This window comes from Nocardioides dubius (assembly GCF_039528155.1).
Taxonomy (GTDB): domain Bacteria; phylum Actinomycetota; class Actinomycetes; order Propionibacteriales; family Nocardioidaceae; genus Nocardioides; species Nocardioides dubius.
Genome location: NZ_BAAALG010000006.1, coordinates 117,778 through 136,165, shown reverse-complemented (window position 1 = coordinate 136,165; position 18,388 = coordinate 117,778). Strand labels below are relative to the sequence as shown.

Here is an 18,388-nt window from a genome sequence, read left to right as displayed (position 1 = left end):
CCTCCCTGCGCGACGAGGAGAAGCAGCTCATCCTGAAGAAGGCCGAGCGCGAGAAGCAGTGGCGCGCCGGTGACATGGACGAGGTCGCCGAGGTCGACGAGGAGCTGATCGCCGAAGTGCTGGCGGTCGCGACCGGCATCCCGATCGTGAAGCTCTCCGAGGAGGAGTCCACGCGACTGCTCAAGATGGAGGACGAGCTGCACAAGCGGGTGATCGGTCAGGAGGAGGCCGTCAAGGCGCTCTCCCGTGCGATCCGTCGTACCCGTGCCGGCCTGAAGGACCCGAAGCGTCCCGGTGGATCGTTCATCTTCGCCGGCCCCTCGGGCGTCGGCAAGACGTGGCTCTCCAAGACGCTCGCCGAGTTCCTCTTCGGCGACGAGGACGCCCTGATCCAGCTCGACATGTCGGAGTTCTCCGAGAAGCACACGGTCTCGCGGCTCTTCGGCTCGCCTCCCGGCTACGTCGGCTACGAAGAGGGTGGCCAGCTCACCGAGAAGGTGCGCCGCAAGCCGTTCTCGGTGGTGCTCTTCGACGAGGTCGAGAAGGCTCACCCGGACATCTTCAACTCGCTGCTGCAGATCCTGGAGGAAGGTCGCCTGACCGACTCCCAGGGCCGCGTCGTCGACTTCAAGAACACCGTCATCATCATGACGACGAACCTGGGCTCGCGCGACATCGCCAAGGGCGTCAGCCTGGGCTTCGGCAACGCGTCGGACGCACAGACCACCTACGAGCGGATGAAGACGAAGGTGCAGGAGGAGCTCAAGCAGCACTTCCGCCCGGAGTTCCTGAACCGTGTCGACGAGGTCGTCGTGTTCCCGCCGCTGTCGCAGGAGCAGATCATCGCGATGGTGGACAACATGATCGCGTCGGTCGAGCTGCGGATGAAGGACCGCGACATGTCGCTGGAGCTCACCCAGGGCGCCAAGGACCTGCTCGCCAAGCGCGGCTTCGACCCGGTGCTGGGTGCGCGTCCGCTGCGTCGCACGGTGCAGCGCGAGATCGAGGACGTCCTGGCCGAGAAGATGCTCTACGGCGAGGTCGGTCCCGGCCAGATCGTGCTGGTGGACGTCGAGGGCGAGGGCGCCAACGCGACCTTCACCTTCAAGGGCCAGAAGGTCGGCACCCTGCCCGACGCCCCGCCGCTGGAGGGCGCGCTCTCCGAGGGTGACGTCGAGCCCGGTCCGGTCGACGTGCCGAAGTCCGAGGGCGAGACCGCCTGAGGCCCCAGCAGCACCAGCTTGATCGAAGAGCCCCGCCTGATGGCGGGGCTCTTCGCGTGTCCGGGGGAGCTTGCGCGGGTTCGGGTCAGGGGAGCGCGTAGAGCGCTCCGTCGCGGACCACCAGTCCGTCGGCCACCAGGCTCTCCAGTGCTCGCTCGCGCTGCTCGGCCAGCGACCAGACGACGTCGAGCCGGGCCTTGGGCACCGCGCCGGGAGCGTCGCGCAGCACGGCGAGCAACCGGCCGCGCACCTGCCGGTCGGTGCCTGCGTAGGTCTGCGCCTTGCGGGCCGGCCCGTCCCAGGCGGGCTTGCCGGCCGCGAGCCAGGCGCAGCTGTCCTGGATCGGGCAGCGCTCGCACCCCGGCGAGGAGGCCGTGCAGACCAGCGCGCCGAGCTCCATCACCGCGACCGCCCAGGTGGCCGCGGTCGGGGGGTCGTCGGGCAGCAGCGAGGTGGCGAGCTCGCGCTCCGCCTTGCGGACCGAGGTGTGTGGGAACTCCTGGCCGCTGAGCGCGCGGGCGAAGACCCGGCGCACGTTGGTGTCCAGCACCACTTCGCGGCGGCCGTAGCCGAAGGAGGCGATCGCCGCCGCCGTGTAGTCGCCGACGCCGGGCAGGCCGAGCAGCTCGGCGTAGGTGTCCGGGACCACGCCGCCGTGCTGCTCGACGATCGCGGTGGCGGCGGCATGCAACCGCAGCGCGCGGCGGGGATAGCCCAGGCGTCCCCAGGCGCGGACCGCCTCGCCGGGCTCCTCGGCGGCCAGCGCCGCGGGCGTCGGCCAGCGTTCGAGCCACTGCGCGTGGACCGGCAGCACCCGGGCCACGGGAGTCTGCTGGAGCATGAACTCGGAGACCATCACCGACCAGACGGAGGCGTCGTTGCCGCGCCAGGGCAGCTCGCGTGCGTGCTCGTCGAACCAGTCGAGGACGGGGTTGTGCAGGTCACTCATCACGATCATCGTAGTGTCGCTCCCGCACTCTCCGCCCACCGCTGGATAGCGTTCGTCCCATGAGCGGTGTCACCCGGCCGAGCGGCCCCCTTCCAGCGCGGGTCTACTGGGTGCGGCGCGCGCTGGTGCTGGGCACTGCGTTCGTGCTGGTCTTCGCTCTCGCCCGCCTGCTCGGGGGCGGATCCGACGGCTCCTCCGAGGCCACTCCGCAGGCCGAGCAGGCCGCCGCCAAGCCGACCAGCGAGGTCGAGACGGCGCCGAAGGCGGAGACCACGCCGTCGGCCGGTCAGAGTGGTCAGGCCGGCAAGAAGACGAAGAAGGCCAAGCGGAGCTGGCCGGTGGCCGACGGCGACTGCCTGCCCGAGGAGGTCCGGGTCTCGCCGGAGATCCGCAGCGCAGCGGCCGGGGCGGACCGGATCCGGATCCCGCTCACCCTGACCACCGACCGCGAGGCCTGCATCTTCGACTTCTCGGCCTCCACTGTGGTCCTCAAGATCACCTCGGGCAACGACAAGATCTGGAGCAGCCAGCACTGCCCGACCGTCCTCGGCGAGCGCCGGGTCGTGGTCCGCTCGATCCGTCCGGTCCGGCTCAACGTGGACTGGAACGGCAAGCGCTCGAACGAGGAGTGCGACCCCCGCACCGCGGGCTGGGCGTTCAAGGGCGGGTACCACGCGATCGCCGCGCCGCTCGGCGGTGAGCCGGTCGACCAGTACTTCGAGCTCACCCAGGCCGAGAGCAAGGTGATCACGAAGGTGCGCGAGCCGAAGCGCAAGGCGAAGGCCAAGGCCGGCGCCGAGGCGTCCGTCGACGCCGACTGAGTCCGCGGAGCGTCGAGCGGAGCGGATCAGACGTAGCGCTCGAGGATGCTCGACTCGGCCAGCCGGGAGAGGCCCTCACGCACGCTGCGAGCGCGCAGCTCGCCGACGCCGTCGACGGCCTGGAGGTCGTCGATGCCGGCCGAGAGCAGCTTCTGCAGGGTGCCGAAGTGGTCGACCAGCCCGTCGACCACGCCGCTGGGCAGCCGCGGCACCTTGGCCAGCAGCCGGTAGCCGCGGGGCGCGACGGCACCGTCGAGGTGCTCGGCCGCGCCGAGGCCGAGCGCCTTGGAGACCGAGCCGGCGTCGACCAGGTCGGTGGCGGAGAGCCCTTCGAGGCGCTGCAGCAGCTCGATCGGGGTCTTCGCCCGTCGGCCGGTGGGCAGGTAGTCGCGGATCACCAGCTCCCGCTCGGTGTCGACCCCGGTGACCAGCTCCTCGAGCTGGAGGGAGAGCAGCCGGCCGTCGGTGCCGAGCTCGAGCACGTAGTCCTCGATCTCGCGGGCGATCCGGGTGACCATCTCCAGTCGCTGGGCGACCACCACGACGTCGCGGACGGTGACCAGATCCTCGATCTCCAGCGCGGACAGGGTGCTGGAGACCTCGTCGAGGCGCAGCTTGTAGCGCTCCAGGGTGGCCAGTGCCTGGTTGGCGCGCGACAGGATCTGGCCGGTGTCCTCCAGCACGTGCCGGGTCTGGCCGACGTAGGCGGCGATGATCTGCATCGACTGCGACACCGAGATCACCGGGAAGCCGGTCTGCTTGGCGACCCGGTCGGCGGTCCGGTGCCGGGTGCCGGTCTCCTCCGACGGGATGGTGTGGTCGGGCATCAGGTGCACTGCGGCGCGGTGGATCTTGGTGAGGTCGGCGTCGACGATGATCGCGCCGTCCATCTTGGCGAGCTCACGCAGGCCGGTGGCGGTGAAGGGGACGTCCAGGGTGAAGCCACCGGTGGCGATCGACTCGACGATCTTGTCCTGGCCGAGCACGATCAGGGCACCGGTACGGCCGCGCAGGATGCGCTCGAGCCCGTCGCGCAGGGCCGTGCCGGGGGCGATGGATGCCAGGGTTGCCCGCAGCCGGAGGCTGTCGTCGGTCGGCTCGATAGTGGCCACGTTGTCCCCGTTCGGAGGTTGCTGCTGCGCGTCGCCTCAGTCTAGGGCGTGTGGGCGCTCTGGTTGCTCAGACGCCGCGGGGCTTGGCGTGGCTGATGTGGCCCTGGAACCCGAGCAGGCGCATCAGGCTGCCGATGTCCGGCACGTCGAGGACCTTCATGCCGTCGACCATCCGCTCGGTGCGTCCGGGGCCGGTGGTGCTGCCCCGCTCGCTGGGCACCACGGCGTAGCGGAAGCCGAGCCTGGCTGCCTCGGCGAGGCGTTGCGGCAGGTCGCGCACCTGGCGCAGCTCACCGGCCAGGCCGAGCTCGCCCATCGCGACGATGCCCGACGGCGCCTCGCGGCCGTGCGTGGCCGAGGCGAGCGCGATGGCGATGGCCAGGTCGGTGGCCGGCTCGTGCAGCCGCGCGCCACCCACCGTGGCGACGAAGATGTCGTTGCGGTGCAGCTCCAGCCTCGCGTGCTGCTGCAGCACCGCCATCACCATGGAGACCCGGGAGGAGTCGACGCCGGAGGTGGTGCGCTTGGGCTTGTCGGCCGGCTGTGCGACCAGGGCCTGCACCTCGGCGAGCATCGGCCGGCGGCCCTCCATGCTGACCGCGACGCAGGTGCCGGGCACCTGGTTGGCATGGTGCTCGACGAAGAGGCCGGTGGGGTCGGAGACGGCCCGGATGCCCTCCGAGCCGAGCTGGAAGCAGCCGACCTCGTCGACCGGCCCGAAGCGGTTCTTCACCGCGCGCAGCAGCCGGAAGCGGGAGTTCCGGTCGCCCTCGAAGTGCAGGACGACGTCGACCAGGTGCTCGAGCACCCGGGGCCCGGCGATGGTGCCGTCCTTGGTGACGTGGCCGACCAGCACGGTGGTGATGTTGCGGGTCTTGGCCATCCGGACCAGGGCGGCGGAGACCTCCTTGACCTGGCTGACGCCGCCCGGGACGCCGTCGACGTCGGCGGCACCGATGGTCTGCACGGAGTCGACCACCAGCAGCTCGGGCTTGACCGCCTCGATGTGGCTGAGCACGGCGCTGAGGTCCGTCTCCGCGGCCAGGTAGAGCTCGTCGTGCACCGCGTCGGTGCGATCAGCGCGCATCCGCACCTGGGCGGCCGACTCCTCGCCGGTGAGGTAGAGGGTGCGCCGCCGGGAGCGCGCGGTCTGGGCGGCGACCTCCAGCAGCAGGGTGCTCTTGCCGACGCCGGGCTCGCCGGCCAGCAGGATCGCGGCGCCTGGCACCAGGCCCCCGCCGAGCACCCGGTCCAGCTCGGCCACGCCGCTGGTGCGCGCGGTGGCCTCGGTGACCGACACCTGCCCGATCGGCACCGCAGCCGAGGTGACCGGCCCGGCCTGGGTGCGTGCGGTGACCACGGCGGCCTCCGCGACCGAGCCCCAGGCTTGGCACTCGCCGCAGCGACCGACCCACTTGGTGGTCTCCCAGCCGCATTCGCTGCAGCGGTACGCGGGGCGGTTCTTGCGAGCAGTGGCCATGGGGAAGAACCTACGGCCACCCTCCGACATCGGCAGCGGCCATCCCCAGCCCGAGGCCGGCTCAGCCCTCCAGGACCGGCTCGGGCAGTGCCGCCAGGGTGAGCAGCAGCTGCACGCAGTGCTCGCTGAACTCCTCGCGGCTGACGCGGAGGCTGCCGGCCACGTAGCCGCTGAAGGTGTACGCCAGCGCACCGGCGAGGCTGTTGGCGACCAGCTCGCGGTGCGCCGTCGAACGGGCCGCGGGCAGCTGCTCGCGCAGCATCGCGACCAGGGCCCGACCGACCGTGTCGACCCGGGGATGGAGCAGCAGGTCGCCGGCCGGTGCCAGGAAGAGGACCCGGCCCCGCGAGGGCTCGTCGATGGTGGCGGCGAGGACCGCCGCAACGGCAGCGCGGGCGACGCCCTCCGGCGTCGGCGGGGCCTGCGCGACGGCCTCGCTGAGCGCGGCGCTGACCTCCTCGGCGACCCGGTCGAAGGCCGCCAGGACCAGCAGGTCGCGGTTGGAGAAGCTCTCGTAGAAGTAGCGCTCGGACAGGCCGCTCAGCCGGCAGACCGCGCGCACCGTGAGCCCGGCGGCGCCGGCCTCCGCCAGCAGGGTGACGCCGGCGTCCAGCAGCTGCTCGCGGCGCCGTGCGCGCCGCTCTTCCAGGGAGCTGCCGTTCCAGTCACGCTTGCTCATGTTTCTCATCCCATCGTTGACAACACGTGTTGTCAACTTCTAGTTTGCGGGGCATGGCCCAACTTCCTGCCACCGTCGACAGCACAGCACACGGTGCCGACGCCTTCGACCCGTCCGACTACCTGGAGGGCATCTCCGCCGTCTTCGCCGGGATGGCGAACGTGATCATGCAGCTGGGCCACCCGGCGGTCGGCTACGGCGTCTACGAGAGCAAGGTCGACAGCGGCAATGCGATGAAGCGCCCGTTCAAGCGGGCCCGCACCACCGGCACCTTCCTCGCCGTGGCGCTGCTCGGCGACCAGCGCGACCAGCGCGACATGCGCAAGGCGATCGACTCGGTACACCGTCATGTCCGCTCCGGCCCGCAGAGCCCGGTGCGGTACAACGCCTTCAGTCCCGACCTCCAGCTCTGGGTGGGCGCCTGTCTGGCCAAGGGCACCTTCGACATCATCGAGGCGCTGCACGGGCTCCCGGACGAGGAGACCATGGAGCTGCTGCTGCAGCACTTCGGCGCCTTCGCCACCAGCCTCCAGGTCCGGCCCGAGCAGTGGCCGTCGAGCATGGCGGCCTTCGACGCCTACTGGCAGGAGGGACTGCGACGGATCGAGATCGACGACACGATCCGCGAGCACCTGCTGATCCTGCTCAACCTGGGCAACATGCCCGCACCCCTCGCGGTCCCGTTGCGCGGCATCGTGCGCTGGATCAACACCGGCTTCCTGCCGGACTCCTTCCGGCGCCAGATGCGGCTGGGCTGGACGGCGCGTGACGAGCGCCGCTTCCGGCGGCTGATGCGGGCCTACGGCGCGTTCAGCCGCCGACTGCCGAAGGTGCTGCGGCTGTTCCCGCTGAACCTCTACCTGTGGGACCTGCGCCGCCGGGTGCGCACCGGCAAGCCGATCGTGTAGTGGCGCGCAGGCGGGCTCGCCTCAGTAGTGGCGGTGCCACAGGTTGACGGCGTAGTCGACCGTGGTGCCGGCATGGCTGCGGCAGATCTCCTGGGCCAGGTCACGGGTGAACTCGATGCCGACGACGGCCTCGAGATCGGCCCGGGAGTCGAACTCCCAGGTGGTGGTGATCGGGGTCCGGGTCCAGCCGTGCTGCGACCAGAAGGCCTCGACCCGCTCCGGCATCACGTAGGGGTAGCCGCGGGCGAACCAGCCGCCGAAGGTGGAGGTGGTCGGGTCGTTGTCGATCACGAAGGCGGTGCCCCCGCGCCGGACCACCCGGTCCAGCTCGGTCAGGCCGGGCTCACAGCCGGGGCCGAAGAAGTACGCCCAGCGCGCATGCACGACGTCCACGCTGGAGTCGGGCAGCCCGGTCTCCTGCGCCGTGCCGCGCAGCGTGCGCACCCGCTCGATCCGCTTGGTGCGTCGTCGGGCCAGGGCGAGCAGATCGGCATGCGGCTCGACGCCGATCACGGCGTCGGCCTCCTGGGCCCAGGTCGGCAGGTGGTAGCCGGTGCCGCAGCCCAGGTCGAGCACGGTGCGCCCAGCCCAGGGCGCGATCGATCGCATTGCGGACTCGACGAGTCGCGGGCGGTCGAAGGCGCGGTTCTCGATCTCGTAGGTCGCGGTGTGGTGCCAGATGTTCGGGCTCGGCACCACACCGGGGAGCCGAGAGCTCAGATCCGGACCAGGCCGTTGGGCGTCTGGAAGTGCGCGGCGACGACGCCGGGGGTGCCGTGCGGGGCGACCCACTCGACCTTGACGTCCTCCAGCGGCGACTCGACGCTCTCGCCGAGCCACTCGCTCACCCGCTGCGGATCGCCGGCGATCTCCAAGCAGGCAAGGGAGAAGTCGGGCGATGCGCCGAAGCTCGGGTGGTCCTCGGCGGGCGAGAGCCACTGCACGAAGAACGGCAGCTGCGGGTCCGCGATCAGGCCGTTGACGCCGATCTGCTTCCAGGTCAGGGCATGGCCGTCCGGGCGGTGCCGGCTGCCGTCGACAGCCGCGCGGCCCAGGCGCTGCTCGACCGAGGCGATGTCGTCGACCGCGACCACCCAGCCGAGCCAGCCGCCGCCGAGGGCGGAGCGGGCTCGCACGGCCTGGCCGAACGGTGCCTTGTCGGAGGCCGGGTGGTCGAGGACCTCGACGACCTCCAGGTAGGTGTTGTCGGCCAGCGCCATCGTGCGATTGCGCGTGCCGAAGCGGGGGTGGACGCCACCGTCCACGAACTCGCGTCCGAGCAGGGAGCTCAGTCGGTCGGCAGTGGCGGCGAGGCCATCGGGTCCAGCTGCGTACGAAAGGTGGTCCAGGCGCATGTCAGGCATTCTGCTCGGGGCCCGTTTCGTTGGTCACACTGGGGTATGAGTCTCTTGACGTCGAGACGATTTCGTGCGATGGAAAGGCCCCCAACGCCGGTGGCGTCGTTCAGTGGCGCGAGGCAGGATGCAGCGCGAGCGCCGAGCGTGAGCGCAGATGCGCCTCGCAGTGGCGTGTCAGCTCGGCGTAGCCGGCCTCTCCCATCAGTGCGGTCAGCTCGGCGGCGTTGGTGACGTAGAACGGCTCGACCGCGACATGGGCCTCGGTGTTGCCGGTGCAGTACCAGTCCAGGTCGTGGCCGCCGGGACCCCAGCCGCGACGGTCGTACTCGGAGATGCTGACCTCGGTGTAGCTCTCGCCGTCCGGCAGCTCGACGGTGCGGAAGGTGCGCCGGATCGGCAGCTGCCAGCAGACGTCCGGCTTGGTCTCCAGCGGGTTGCGTCCCTCGCGGATCGCCAACGCGTGCAGGGCGCAGCCGGCACCCAGGTGGAAGTCGCTGCGGTTGGCGAAGATGCAGCCGGCGCCGCCCGGGGTCTCGATCTGGCGGGTCTTGCGCTCGCCGTCCTCGTCCTTCTCGATCCAGTCCTTGCGCCGGACGTTGCCCTCGGGACGGAACTGCCACAGGTCGGCGTCGAGCCGCTCGACGAACTCCGCGACCCGGTTCTCGTCGTCCTTGTCCGAGAAGTGGGCGCCCAGGGTGCAGCAGCCGACCTCGGGGGAGTCGGCGTAGATCCCGGCGCACCCGGACCCGAAGATGCAGGTGTAGTTGGAGGTCAGCCACGTGAGATCGCAGCGGAAGACCTGGTCGGCGTCGGCGGGATCGGCGAACTCGACCCACGCGCGAGGAAAGTTCAGGGGCACCTCGGGCACACCGGCAACCCTACGTCGGATGGGCGGCTACCGTGGTCCTATGAGGTTGGGCGTGCTTGACATCGGCTCCAACACGGGCCATCTGCTCGTGGTGGACGCGCACGGCGGTGCCGCACCGCTGCCTGCGTTCTCCTACAAGGAGCCGTTGCGGCTGGCCGAGCACCTGGACGCCGACGGCGCGGTGAGCCAGCTCGGCGTCGACGCCCTGGTCGACTTCTGCGCCGCCTCGCTGCGGGTCGCCGAGGACAAGGGCTGCGAGGAGATCCTGGCCTTCGCCACCTCCGCGGTCCGGGAGTCCAGCAACGTCGACGACGTGCTGGCGCAGGTCCGCACCCGTACCGGCGTCGGCCTCGAGGTGCTGGCCGGCGAGGACGAGGCACGGCTCACCTTCCTGGCCGTGCGCCGTTGGTTCGGCTGGTCGGCCGGCCGGCTGGCGGTCTTCGACATCGGTGGTGGCTCGCTGGAGATCGCCGGCGGTCCCGACGAGGCGCCCGACGTCGCCTGGTCGCTGCCGATCGGCGCAGCCCGGCTGGCACGGGACTGGTTCACCACCCTGCCGATGGACGAGGCGACCCTGCGCGACATCCGCCGTCGGCTCCGCGCCGAGATCGCCCGCGACGCCGGCAACCTGCTGCGCCACGGCGCACCCGACCGGGCGGCTGCGACCTCCAAGACCTTCCGCTCGCTGGCCCGGATCTGTGGTGCCGCCCCGTCGGCCGACGGGCCGCTGGTGCCGAGGCTGCTGCCTCGCGCCGACCTGGGGGAGTGGCTGCCCAAGCTGGCGGGGATGAGCGCGACGGAGCTCGCCGAGCTGCCCGGCGTCTCGCCGAGCCGCACGCATCAGATCCTGCCCGGCGCGCTGGTCGCCGAGGCGGTGATGGACATCTTCGACCTGCCGGCTCTGGAGATCTGTCCCTGGGCGCTGCGCGAGGGCGTGATCCTGGAGCGGTTCGACCAGCTCAGCGTCCTCGACGAGGACGGCGACGGGGTGCGTGACCTCACGGGCGGGACTGTCTGACGTGCCCCTGATCGGTCTCTCCACCGCCTCGGTCTATCCGGAGTCCACGGCGCATGCCTTCGGGTATGCCGCGACGCTCGGGTACGACGCCGTCGAGGTGATGGTCGGGATCGACGCGCTGAGCCAGCAGATGACCGCGATCAAGCAGCTGGCCGAGCATCACGGGGTCGGGGTCTGCGCCGTGCATGCCCCCTGCCTGCTGATCACCCAACGGGTCTGGGGGACCGACCCCTGGGGCAAGCTGGAGCGCTCGGCCGAGATGGCGCAGGAGGTCGGCGCCGACGTGGTGGTGGTGCACCCGCCGTTCCGCTGGCAGAAGGAGTACGCCCGCGAGTTCGTGCAGGGCATCGAGGGTCTGGAGCAGTCCACCGGCGTCGCCTTCGCGGTGGAGAACATGTACCCGTGGCGCGCCAGCAGCAAGCGGTCGGTGGAGGCGTACCTGCCGGGGCGCGATCCATCGCAGGAGCGCTACGCCAACGCGACCATCGACCTCTCCCATGCCGCCGTCGCCCAGGAAGACCCGATCGCGATGGCGGACCGGCTGGGGGAGCGGCTGCGGCACATCCACCTCACCGACGGCACCGGAAGCGCCAAGGACGAGCACCTGGTCCCGGGGCGCGGAAACCAGCCGGTCGCCGAGCTCCTGCAGCACCTGGCCTGTGGCGACTTCGCCGGGCATGTGGTGGTGGAGATCAACACCCGCAAGGCCAGCACGCCTGCGCAGCGCAGCGCCGACCTGGCCGAGTCGCTGGACTTCGCCCGCGAGCACCTCGGGCTGACCCGGGTCGATCGGGGCTGAGATGCCGGCTGCCGTCGACCTCTCCGCGCTGACCGTGGTGCGTGGTGGACGGCGGGTGCTCAGCGAGCTGGACCTCACCGTCCCCACCGGTCAGGTGACCGGCCTGCTCGGCCCGTCCGGCTGCGGCAAGTCGACCCTGCTGCGCGCCATCGTCGGCGTGCAGCGGATCACCTCCGGCACGGTCCGGGTGCTCGGTGCGCCGGCCGGCTCGCGTGAGCTGCGGAGCCGGGTCGGCTACATGACCCAGTCGCCGAGCGTCTACGCCGACCTGAGCGTCGACGAGAACCTGGGCTTCTTCGCCCGGGTGCTCGGCGTGGGGCCGGACGCGGTTGCCCGGGTCCGCAGCGCCGTCGACCTCGACGAGTTCGGCTCCCAGGTGGTCGGCCGGCTCAGCGGCGGGCAGCGCTCGCGGGTGAGCCTCGCTGTCGCCCTGCTCGCCGAGCCCGAGCTGCTGGTGCTGGACGAGCCGACGGTCGGCCTCGACCCGGTGCTCCGGGTCTCGCTGTGGGCGCTCTTCGCGCGCCTCGCGCAAGGCGGCACGACCGTCCTGGTGAGCAGCCACGTGATGGACGAGGCGGAGCGCTGCGATCGCCTGCTGCTGATGCGCGACGGCCGCCTGATCGCCGACGACACCCCGGCCGCGATCAAGCGCGCGGCCGGCGTCGGCGACGTGGAGAGCGCCTTCCTCGCCCTGGTCGAGCAGGAGGCGCGATGAGTCCGCGGCTGACCCTCGCGGTGGCCGGCCGGGTGCTGCGCCAGCTGCGGCGCGACCACCGTACGATCGCGATGCTGCTGGTGCTGCCCTGCCTGCTGATCACCCTGCTGTGGTGGATGTTCCACGACCTGCCCGGCGACCGGTTCGACACCTTCGGCCCGGGCCTGCTGGCGATGTTCCCGTTCATCGTGATGTTCCTGGTGACCAGCGTGACCACCCTGCGCGAGCGCAGCGGGGGCACCTTGGAGCGGCTGCTCTCGATGCCGATGGGCAAGGGCGACTTCCTGCTCGGCTACGCGCTGGCCTTCGGCCTGGTCGCCGCGCTCCAGTCCGCGCTCGCGGTCGGCGTCAGCGTCGGCCTGCTCGGACTGGAGGTGCAGGGCTCGGTGGCGTTGCTGGTGGTGGTCGCGATCGCGGACGCCGTCCTGGGCACCGCACTGGGCCTCTTCGTCTCCGCCTTCGCGCAGACCGAGTTCCAGGCGGTGCAGTTCATGCCGGCCCTGGTGATCCCGCAGATCCTGCTCTGCGGGCTCTTCGTTCCCCGGGCCGCGCTGCCGGACGTCCTGGAGGCGATCAGCAACGTGCTGCCGATGTCGTACGCGGTCGATGCGATGGAGAGCCTGCGGGCCGGCAGCGACGTGGGCGACGTCTGGTCCGACATCGCCGTGGTGGCGGGCTTCGCGGTGGTGGCCCTGGTGCTCGGGGCGATCACCCTGCGCCGGCGCACCGCCTAGGTCGCCCTCGGGGATTCGACGGGCTGCCTCCTCACGCGCGTCGCGTGGCATCGGTTCCCCTGCGGCGTAGCCTGCTGAGCATGTCACTGCTCCGGCAACCCTTGCTGGCGCTCTCGAGGAGTGCAGCAGTCAAGAAGATGGCGACGACGCTGCCGGTCTCGTCGGGGATCGTGGCGCGCTACGTGCCAGGCGAGTCCACGGCCGAGGTGATCGAGACGGTCGCGAGCCTGCAGGCCCACGGGCTGCGCACCAGCGTCGACCACCTCGGGGAGGACACGCTCGACCTGGACCAGGCCGAGGCCACGGTGCGGGCCTACGAGGAGGTGCTGGCTGCCTCGGCCGAGCACGGCCTCGCCGCGGACGGCGAGGTCTCGGTGAAGCTGACCGCGGTCGGCCTGGCCTTGGCCGACGGCGAGCGGGTGGCGCTGGAGAACGCGCGGCGGATCTGCCGTGCGGCGCGCAACGCGGGCTCGGTGGTCACCATCGACATGGAGGACCACACCACCACCGACGTCACCCTGGAGATCGTGCAGGCGCTGCGCGCGGACTTCCCGGACACCGGCGCGGTGATCCAGGCCTACCTGCACCGCTCCGAGGACGACTGCCGGGCGCTGGCGGTCGCGGGCTCGCGGGTACGGCTGTGCAAGGGCGCCTACGCGGAGCCCGAGACGGTCGCCTACACGGATCGGCACCAGGTGGATCTCGCCTACGTGCGGTGCCTGCGCGTGCTGATGCAGGGCGGCGGCCATCCGATGGTGGCCACCCACGATCCGCGGATGGTCGCGATCGGCACGGCGCTCGCGCGGGCCGCCGGACGGGCGCCGGGAAGCTATGAGTTCCAGATGCTCTACGGCATCCGGCCCCAGGAGCAGCGACGCCTGGTGAGCGAGGGTGAGACGATGAGGGTGTACGTGCCCTACGGGCACGAGTGGTACGGCTACCTGATGCGGCGTCTCGCCGAGCGGCCGCAGAACCTCTCGTTGTTCGTGAAGTCCCTTGTCGCCAAGACGTGAGTTCCCAGGAGAGTCATGAGCCAGACCGCCATCATCGGTGCCGGAGTGATGGGCGAGACGCTGTTGTCGGGTCTGATCCGGGCCGGTCGCCCGGCAGCGGAGCTGCTGGTCGGTGAGAAGCGCCCCGAGCGTGCCGCCGAGCTGATCGATCGGTACGGCGTCCGCGTCGTCGACAACCTGGAGGCCGCGCGCGCCGCCGACACCGTCGCCCTGGTGGTCAAGCCGCAGGACATGGGCGCCGTGCTGGCCGAGATCGCCGGCGTGCTGCGCCCCGGCCAGCTGCTGGTCTCGCTGGCTGCCGGCATCACCACCGCCTTCATCGAGGAGCACGTGCCGACCGGTGTCGCCGTGGTCCGGGTGATGCCGAACACGCCGGCCCTGGTGGACGCGGGGATGGCGGCGATCTCGCCCGGCAGCCACTGCGACGACGAGCACCTCGACGTCGCCGAGTCGCTGCTCTCCGCCACCGGCAAGGTGCTGCGGGTCCCCGAGCACCAGATGGACGCCGTCACCGCGATCTCCGGCTCCGGTCCGGCGTATGTCTTCTACGTGGTCGAGTCGATGATCGAGGCGGGCGTCCACCTCGGCCTGCCGCGGGCGATCTCCACCGAGCTCGTGGTGCAGACCCTGGTCGGGTCGGGGAAGATGCTCGCCGAGACGGGCACCCACCCCACCGTGCTGCGCGAGCAGGTCACCTCCCCGGCAGGCACCACCGCCGCTGCTCTGCGCGAGCTCGAGGTTCACTCGGTGCGCGCTGCCTTCCTGGCGGCGATGGAGGCCGCCCGGGATCGCTCACAGGAGCTCGCCGGCTCCTGAGCCCGCACGCGCGCGAGCACGCGCGGGGTTCGTGGACAGGACCAGGAAGTCCCCGTGCGTGCCGTAGCCGGCGACCCGGCCTGCGGTCGGGGTGCCGTCGAAGGTCAGCATCAGCCAGCCGTCGTCGACCTCGAGCAGGGTCGGCCAGGGCAGGTTGCTGGGGTAGAGGGCGACCAGGGTGCCGACCTCGCGCATCGTCAGGTCGAAGACGGGGAACCGGCGACGAAGCGCCGGAGCGCTGTCCGGGCCGTCGCTCGCCAGCACCCGCCACTCGTCGTCCAGGCGCAGGATCTGGGTGCCCTCGCTGGCCGTCCGGCCCTCGGCCTCGCCGAGCAATTCCCAGTCTGACAAGGCGTCCGGCCGTCGCGCGCGCAACAGCGCGGGCCCGAAGACGAAGAACTCCGAGGCGACCACGAGGGCGAGATGCCAGTGGCCGTCGATCAGGGTGAGGTGCGGGTCCCAGGCCCCGACGCCGCGCACCGCGTCGTCGAGGTCGAGGGGCACGGTGGGCACCACGTGCTCGCCCGCGAGCAGGTCCGCCTCGCTGCTGCCCCAGGCGATGCCGACGTCGTCGTGGTCGAAGTCGCCCCAGGTGCTGGTCGCCAGCAGCCAGCGATCACGGTGCCGCACCAGGTGCACCGCATGGTCGCCGTGCACCGCGCCGTCCCGCTCGAACCACAGGGTGGCGCGGTGCTCCAGCCGATGGCTGAGCGGGTCGAAGGCCCAGACGCCGCAGTGCGCGGTGCCGAAGAACCCGGGCCCGGCATGGGTGAGGGTGAGGAAGGCCCAGCCGTCGCGGGTGAACGGGGTGCCGTCGTCGTGGGTCACCAGATGCAGGTCGCGGACGCCGAGCTGGCCGAAGCGACCCTGGGCGCGGATGGCTGCGTTGCTGTGCACCCGGAGCGCGTCGCCGAGCTCCGCCGGCAGCGGGGCACGGGCCCGAGCGGTCCAGGCGCGGCCGTCGTGGGTGAGCACCGTCGCCTGGTCGCCGGTCACGGTGACGCCGACGCGCACCGCCGAGTGCGGGGACCGGCCGCTGCGCCGGCTGCGATGCGTCGTGCGCACTCCGTCGGCGTCGACCAGGTCGAGTCCGGTGTGCCCGGTCTCGAGGTCGTGCCAGCCCTCGATCCGATGCGCGCCGTCGGTGAAGCCGGCCACCACGGTCGCGGAGCCCTCGCAGGCGACCTCGACGGCGTGGCAGCGCGGGCGAGGGTCGGCGCCGGGTGGCAGATCGGCCACCAACTGCAGCGGCCGCGAGCGGTGCACCCGGTGGAACGGGCCTGGCAGCACCTAGCCTCCGATGTCGGACGTGGGGCCGGGATCCGCGCCGGCCGGGGCGGGCGCCAGCCGCTCCTCGGGGCTGTTGGGCAGGAACTGGGCAGCGATCACCGGCCACGCGGCGTCGATCAGCTCGACCAGGGGGATCCGCCGGGCCCGCTGTACGTGGGGCTTCTCCAGCTCGCGGGCGACGAAGCGCATGATGAAGCGCCGCAGCTCGCCGTCCAGGCCCGAGACCCGTTGCAGGACAGCGGATCGCACCTTCTCGGTGCTCACCTGCAGGTGGATCTCCTGCTCCGTCGGCGGGCGGATGTCCCAGACGATGGTGAGCGGGTCCTCGAGGTGCATGGTGACGGTGAGCGGCAGCACGACGTCGGCCAGGAAGCGCATCGAGTCGACGCTCAGGTGCAGGTCGAAGACGACCGAGACCGGCACGAAGATCTGGTACCCGGGGACGTCGCCTTCGAGAGGGTGACCGTAGGAGGGCTTGTAGGTGCCGGTGGCGGTGGCCTTGGCCAGCTTGCGCCCGGGGCCGGCGCCGATCGGTCCGAGCGCGAAGGTGTCGCCGAGGACCCGGTCGATGGACTGGGTGACGCGATCCTTGTGCAGGATCAGGCGCATGAAGTCCGGGCCGAACCGGCTGAAGTCGGTGCGGTCGCCGGTCTCCGGGCTGGTCTCCGGCAAGGGTTGGGTCACAACGCCGACCCTAACCGACCTGCGGGTGCTGGCTGGGGCGAAATGACTCCGGGGCCGTGGACGATGTCCACGGCCCCGGAGGAGGGTGGCCAGGGGCGGGGTCGAACCGCCGACCTACCGATTTTCAGTCGGTCGCTCGTACCAACTGAGCTACCTGGCCGCGCCGCGCAGAACCATACCCCAGCAGGGGTCTGGGTGCGAAACCGTGGGGCTTTGGCACCCGGTGCGCGTGGCCCTTATGCTGTGCGAGCACGAACGGGCGGCCTCGGCCGGCCGGGAGAGCAGGCCCCCATCGTCTAGTGGCCTAGGACGTCGCCCTTTCACGGCGGTAGCACGGGTTCGAATCCCGTTGGGGGTGCTGGAACCAGCGCAGCAAGACCCCGATTTGGGAATCACCCGGGGTCGTGGGTTAAGGTTCTACCGCTTCGGAACGGAGCAAACGCAACAAAGCAAGGCCCCGTAGCGCAGTTGGTTAGCGCGCCGCCCTGTCACGGCGGAGGCCGCGGGTTCGAGTCCCGTCGGGGTCGCAGATGAGGTCCGGCAGAGAGATCTGCCGGGCCTCGCGTCATTTCCGGGTTGTGTGCTCACGTAGGTTCGGCTCTGTGATCGAGATGGAGCGCGCCGAGTTCGAGGAGCTCGTGGACCGAGCCCTCGACCAGATCCCCGACGAGATCGCGGCCCTGGTCGAGAACGTGGTGGTCCTGGTCGAGGACGACGCCCCCGCTCACGATCCCGATCTGCTCGGTCTGTACGACGGCGTCGCCCTCACCGAGCGCTCGGCTAACCATGCGCTGGAGCTGCCGGACCGGATCTTCATCTACCGCAACCCGCTGCTGGACTACTGCCACGACGCGGCGGACCTCGAGGAGCAGGTGACGATCACGGTGGTGCACGAGATCGCCCACCACTTCGGCATCGACGACGCCCGGCTGCACGAGCTGGGCTACGCCTAGCCGGACGCTAGTGGTGCCCGGGCTGGTTCGCGACCGGTGAGCGCGGGCAGGAAGTCGGCAGGTCGCCGGCCGGCTGCCGGACCAGCTCGGTGAAGAGCCAGCGCTGGAGGGCGGCCTGGTCCGCGGTGGTGGCCAGGGTCAGCATCCGCTCGTTGCGGCAGAAGGCGTCCGCCAGCTCCAGGACGTCGATCATCCGGCTCATCATCGCCGGGGCGCTGGCGGAGATCGAGACGGTGAGGTCGAGGACCCGGGGGTCGTCCTCGGTGGCGCCGTCCAGGAGCTCCAGGCCGCGGGCCTTGCTCCACTCCTCGCCGAAGGTGCCGAACAGGTCCGAGAGCACCCGGGCGGTGGGGTAGGCCGCGGCGTGGGCGAGCGCGAGCAGCCGCAGCTCGCGGCTGAGGTCGCGGAAGTGGCGGGCCCAGGCGGCGAAGCGGCCGACCGGCAGCCCGAGCAGGTGGACCTGGTGGCCGTCCCCGGGCGCCACCTTCGGGTGCTGCAACGCGGAGGCCTCGTAGACCTCGCCGAAGACGCTCGGGTCCTCGGCGAGCGTGGTGGCCGGCTCGAACCAGACCGTCTTGCCGTCGCGCTGCAGATAGGCGCCCCAGGCGCTCGAGCACATCGCCACCATGCCCAGGCCGCGCCCGATCGTGGAGAGCAGCTCGTCGTCGTCACCCATCCGGGGGTTGGGCACCGGCGGCTTTGCCGAGCCGTCGGAGACCTCGATGCGGGGGTGCAGGCGGGTGCCGCGGATCCGCAGCCCGATCGGCGGCTCGGCGTGCAGCAACGCGTTGGTGACCAACTCGGAGACACCGATCTCCGCGCACTCGATGAGGTCCTCGCGACCGAGCTCCTGGCACGCCTGGGATACCCAGCGCCGCGCGTCCTGGACGGACCGGGGGTTGGGCTCCAGCGTCAGTGTCGGCTTGGTCAGCGGCAATCCAGCTCTCCTGCACGCGGCCTAGGTGCAG

At 71.3% G+C, this 18,388-nt stretch carries 20 protein-coding genes and 3 tRNA genes; 12 read left to right on the top strand and 11 right to left on the bottom strand.

Going from position 1 to position 18,388, the window contains the following annotated elements; genetic code table 11:
- Positions 1 to 1,223: AAA family ATPase (locus tag ABD151_RS08095; RefSeq protein WP_343993123.1), on the top strand; the 1,223-nt coding region annotated here is incomplete at its 5' end.
- An 85-nt stretch (positions 1,224 to 1,308) separates the two neighbouring features.
- On the opposite strand, the gene ABD151_RS08090 is transcribed toward ABD151_RS08095, so the two are convergent.
- Positions 1,309 to 2,172: an HhH-GPD family protein gene (locus ABD151_RS08090; RefSeq protein WP_343993121.1), complete on the bottom strand. Its 864-nt coding sequence runs from the start codon at positions 2,170 to 2,172 to the stop codon at positions 1,309 to 1,311.
- Positions 2,173 to 2,231: 59 nt separating this feature from the next.
- Between ABD151_RS08090 and ABD151_RS08085 the strand changes: the two genes are divergently transcribed.
- Positions 2,232 to 2,993, top strand: a complete 762-nt coding sequence (locus ABD151_RS08085; RefSeq protein ID WP_343993119.1) for a hypothetical protein — start codon at positions 2,232 to 2,234, stop codon at positions 2,991 to 2,993.
- Between the two features lie 26 nt (positions 2,994 to 3,019).
- Here the strand turns inward: ABD151_RS08085 and disA are convergent, their stop codons facing one another.
- The 3 genes from disA to ABD151_RS08070 all read right to left on the bottom strand — a co-directional run bounded on the left by disA (position 3,020) and on the right by ABD151_RS08070 (position 6,264).
- A complete protein-coding gene (gene disA / locus ABD151_RS08080) occupies positions 3,020 to 4,105 on the bottom strand; it encodes a DNA integrity scanning diadenylate cyclase DisA (protein WP_343993117.1) in 1,086 nt (361 codons plus the stop codon).
- 67 nt (positions 4,106 to 4,172) lie between these two features.
- Positions 4,173 to 5,585: a DNA repair protein RadA gene (gene radA, locus ABD151_RS08075; RefSeq protein ID WP_343993115.1), complete on the bottom strand. Its 1,413-nt coding sequence runs from the start codon at positions 5,583 to 5,585 to the stop codon at positions 4,173 to 4,175.
- Between the two features lie 61 nt (positions 5,586 to 5,646).
- Positions 5,647 to 6,264, bottom strand: coding sequence for a TetR/AcrR family transcriptional regulator (locus ABD151_RS08070; protein WP_343993113.1), 618 nt, complete (start codon positions 6,262 to 6,264; stop codon positions 5,647 to 5,649).
- Between the two features lie 53 nt (positions 6,265 to 6,317).
- On the opposite strand from ABD151_RS08070, the gene ABD151_RS08065 reads away from it, so the two are divergent.
- Positions 6,318 to 7,172, top strand: a complete 855-nt coding sequence (locus ABD151_RS08065; RefSeq protein ID WP_343993111.1) for an oxygenase MpaB family protein — start codon at positions 6,318 to 6,320, stop codon at positions 7,170 to 7,172.
- A 21-nt stretch (positions 7,173 to 7,193) separates the two neighbouring features.
- On the opposite strand, the gene ABD151_RS08060 is transcribed toward ABD151_RS08065, so the two are convergent.
- From ABD151_RS08060 to ABD151_RS08050, 3 genes are all read right to left on the bottom strand, one after another.
- Entirely contained in the window at positions 7,194 to 7,871 is a 678-nt protein-coding gene (locus tag ABD151_RS08060) for a class I SAM-dependent methyltransferase (protein WP_343993109.1), read from the bottom strand.
- A 17-nt stretch (positions 7,872 to 7,888) separates the two neighbouring features.
- Positions 7,889 to 8,527 (bottom strand): VOC family protein, encoded by a 639-nt coding sequence (locus ABD151_RS08055; RefSeq protein WP_343993107.1) that lies wholly within the window; start codon positions 8,525 to 8,527, stop codon positions 7,889 to 7,891.
- Between the two features lie 109 nt (positions 8,528 to 8,636).
- Entirely contained in the window at positions 8,637 to 9,398 is a 762-nt protein-coding gene (locus ABD151_RS08050; RefSeq protein ID WP_343993105.1) for a DUF3109 family protein, read from the bottom strand.
- A gap of 52 nt (positions 9,399 to 9,450) precedes the next feature.
- Between ABD151_RS08050 and ABD151_RS08045 the strand changes: the two genes are divergently transcribed.
- The 6 genes from ABD151_RS08045 (at position 9,451) to proC (ending at position 14,493) form a co-directional block, all read left to right on the top strand.
- Positions 9,451 to 10,416 carry a Ppx/GppA family phosphatase gene (locus tag ABD151_RS08045; RefSeq protein WP_343993103.1) on the top strand — a complete coding sequence of 322 codons (966 nt, stop codon included), beginning with the start codon at positions 9,451 to 9,453 and terminating at the stop codon, positions 10,414 to 10,416.
- A 7-nt stretch (positions 10,417 to 10,423) separates the two neighbouring features.
- Entirely contained in the window at positions 10,424 to 11,215 is a 792-nt protein-coding gene (locus tag ABD151_RS08040) for a sugar phosphate isomerase/epimerase family protein (RefSeq protein ID WP_415629982.1), read from the top strand.
- Position 11,216: 1 nt separating this feature from the next.
- On the top strand, positions 11,217 to 11,930 hold the full coding sequence (locus ABD151_RS08035; protein ID WP_343993099.1) for an ABC transporter ATP-binding protein: 714 nt from the start codon (positions 11,217 to 11,219) through the stop codon (positions 11,928 to 11,930).
- The gene (locus ABD151_RS08030; protein WP_343993097.1) at positions 11,927 to 12,664 is read left to right on the top strand and encodes an ABC transporter permease; all 738 of its coding nucleotides are present in this window, start codon (positions 11,927 to 11,929) and stop codon (positions 12,662 to 12,664) included. Before ABD151_RS08035 ends, ABD151_RS08030 begins: the two co-directional genes overlap by 4 nt.
- Positions 12,665 to 12,744: 80 nt before the next feature.
- Positions 12,745 to 13,677, top strand: coding sequence for a proline dehydrogenase family protein (locus ABD151_RS08025; protein ID WP_343993095.1), 933 nt, complete (start codon positions 12,745 to 12,747; stop codon positions 13,675 to 13,677).
- A 15-nt stretch (positions 13,678 to 13,692) separates the two neighbouring features.
- The gene (gene proC, locus ABD151_RS08020) at positions 13,693 to 14,493 is read left to right on the top strand and encodes a pyrroline-5-carboxylate reductase (RefSeq protein WP_343993093.1); all 801 of its coding nucleotides are present in this window, start codon (positions 13,693 to 13,695) and stop codon (positions 14,491 to 14,493) included.
- Here the strand turns inward: proC and ABD151_RS08015 are convergent.
- The 3 genes from ABD151_RS08015 to ABD151_RS08005 form a co-directional block, all read right to left on the bottom strand.
- Positions 14,470 to 15,783 carry a hypothetical protein gene (locus ABD151_RS08015; protein WP_343993091.1) on the bottom strand — a complete coding sequence of 438 codons (1,314 nt, stop codon included), beginning with the start codon at positions 15,781 to 15,783 and terminating at the stop codon, positions 14,470 to 14,472. The two genes, proC and ABD151_RS08015, sit on opposite strands and share 24 nt — an antisense overlap.
- On the bottom strand, positions 15,784 to 16,467 hold the full coding sequence (locus ABD151_RS08010; protein ID WP_343993089.1) for a hypothetical protein: 684 nt from the start codon (positions 16,465 to 16,467) through the stop codon (positions 15,784 to 15,786).
- An 86-nt stretch (positions 16,468 to 16,553) separates the two neighbouring features.
- A tRNA-Phe gene (locus ABD151_RS08005) sits at positions 16,554 to 16,627 on the bottom strand.
- Positions 16,628 to 16,752: 125 nt separating this feature from the next.
- On the opposite strand from ABD151_RS08005, the gene ABD151_RS08000 reads away from it, so the two are divergent.
- The 3 genes from ABD151_RS08000 to ABD151_RS07990 all read left to right on the top strand — a co-directional run bounded on the left by ABD151_RS08000 (position 16,753) and on the right by ABD151_RS07990 (position 17,420).
- A tRNA-Glu gene (locus tag ABD151_RS08000) sits at positions 16,753 to 16,825 on the top strand.
- Positions 16,826 to 16,920: 95 nt separating this feature from the next.
- Positions 16,921 to 16,994, top strand: a tRNA-Asp gene (locus tag ABD151_RS07995).
- Positions 16,995 to 17,078: 84 nt separating this feature from the next.
- Positions 17,079 to 17,420, top strand: a complete 342-nt coding sequence (locus ABD151_RS07990) for a metallopeptidase family protein (RefSeq protein ID WP_343993386.1) — start codon at positions 17,079 to 17,081, stop codon at positions 17,418 to 17,420.
- 7 nt (positions 17,421 to 17,427) lie between these two features.
- Here ABD151_RS07990 and ABD151_RS07985 read toward each other — a convergent pair whose 3' ends face one another.
- Positions 17,428 to 18,357, bottom strand: a complete 930-nt coding sequence (locus tag ABD151_RS07985) for an ATP-binding protein (RefSeq protein ID WP_343993087.1) — start codon at positions 18,355 to 18,357, stop codon at positions 17,428 to 17,430.
- Between the last annotated feature and the right edge of the window lie 31 nt (positions 18,358 to 18,388).

What these genes read in the sequence shown, in the direction of transcription:
- proC (WP_343993093.1), top strand. Translation starts at nt 13,693, where the DNA reads ATGAGCCAGACCGCCATCATCGGTGCCGGAGTGATGGGCGAGACGCTG.
- ABD151_RS08065 (WP_343993111.1), top strand. Translation starts at nt 6,318, where the DNA reads ATGGCCCAACTTCCTGCCACCGTCGACAGCACAGCACACGGTGCCGAC.
- ABD151_RS08030 (WP_343993097.1), top strand. Translation starts at nt 11,927, where the DNA reads ATGAGTCCGCGGCTGACCCTCGCGGTGGCCGGCCGGGTGCTGCGCCAG.
- ABD151_RS08070 (WP_343993113.1), bottom strand. Translation starts at nt 6,264, where the DNA reads ATGAGCAAGCGTGACTGGAACGGCAGCTCCCTGGAAGAGCGGCGCGCA.
- radA (WP_343993115.1), bottom strand. Translation starts at nt 5,585, where the DNA reads ATGGCCACTGCTCGCAAGAACCGCCCCGCGTACCGCTGCAGCGAATGC.
- ABD151_RS08025 (WP_343993095.1), top strand. Translation starts at nt 12,745, where the DNA reads ATGTCACTGCTCCGGCAACCCTTGCTGGCGCTCTCGAGGAGTGCAGCA.
- ABD151_RS08085 (WP_343993119.1), top strand. Translation starts at nt 2,232, where the DNA reads ATGAGCGGTGTCACCCGGCCGAGCGGCCCCCTTCCAGCGCGGGTCTAC.
- ABD151_RS07990 (WP_343993386.1), top strand. Translation starts at nt 17,079, where the DNA reads ATGGAGCGCGCCGAGTTCGAGGAGCTCGTGGACCGAGCCCTCGACCAG.
- ABD151_RS08090 (WP_343993121.1), bottom strand. Translation starts at nt 2,172, where the DNA reads ATGAGTGACCTGCACAACCCCGTCCTCGACTGGTTCGACGAGCACGCA.
- ABD151_RS08035 (WP_343993099.1), top strand. Translation starts at nt 11,217, where the DNA reads ATGCCGGCTGCCGTCGACCTCTCCGCGCTGACCGTGGTGCGTGGTGGA.
- ABD151_RS08055 (WP_343993107.1), bottom strand. Translation starts at nt 8,527, where the DNA reads ATGCGCCTGGACCACCTTTCGTACGCAGCTGGACCCGATGGCCTCGCC.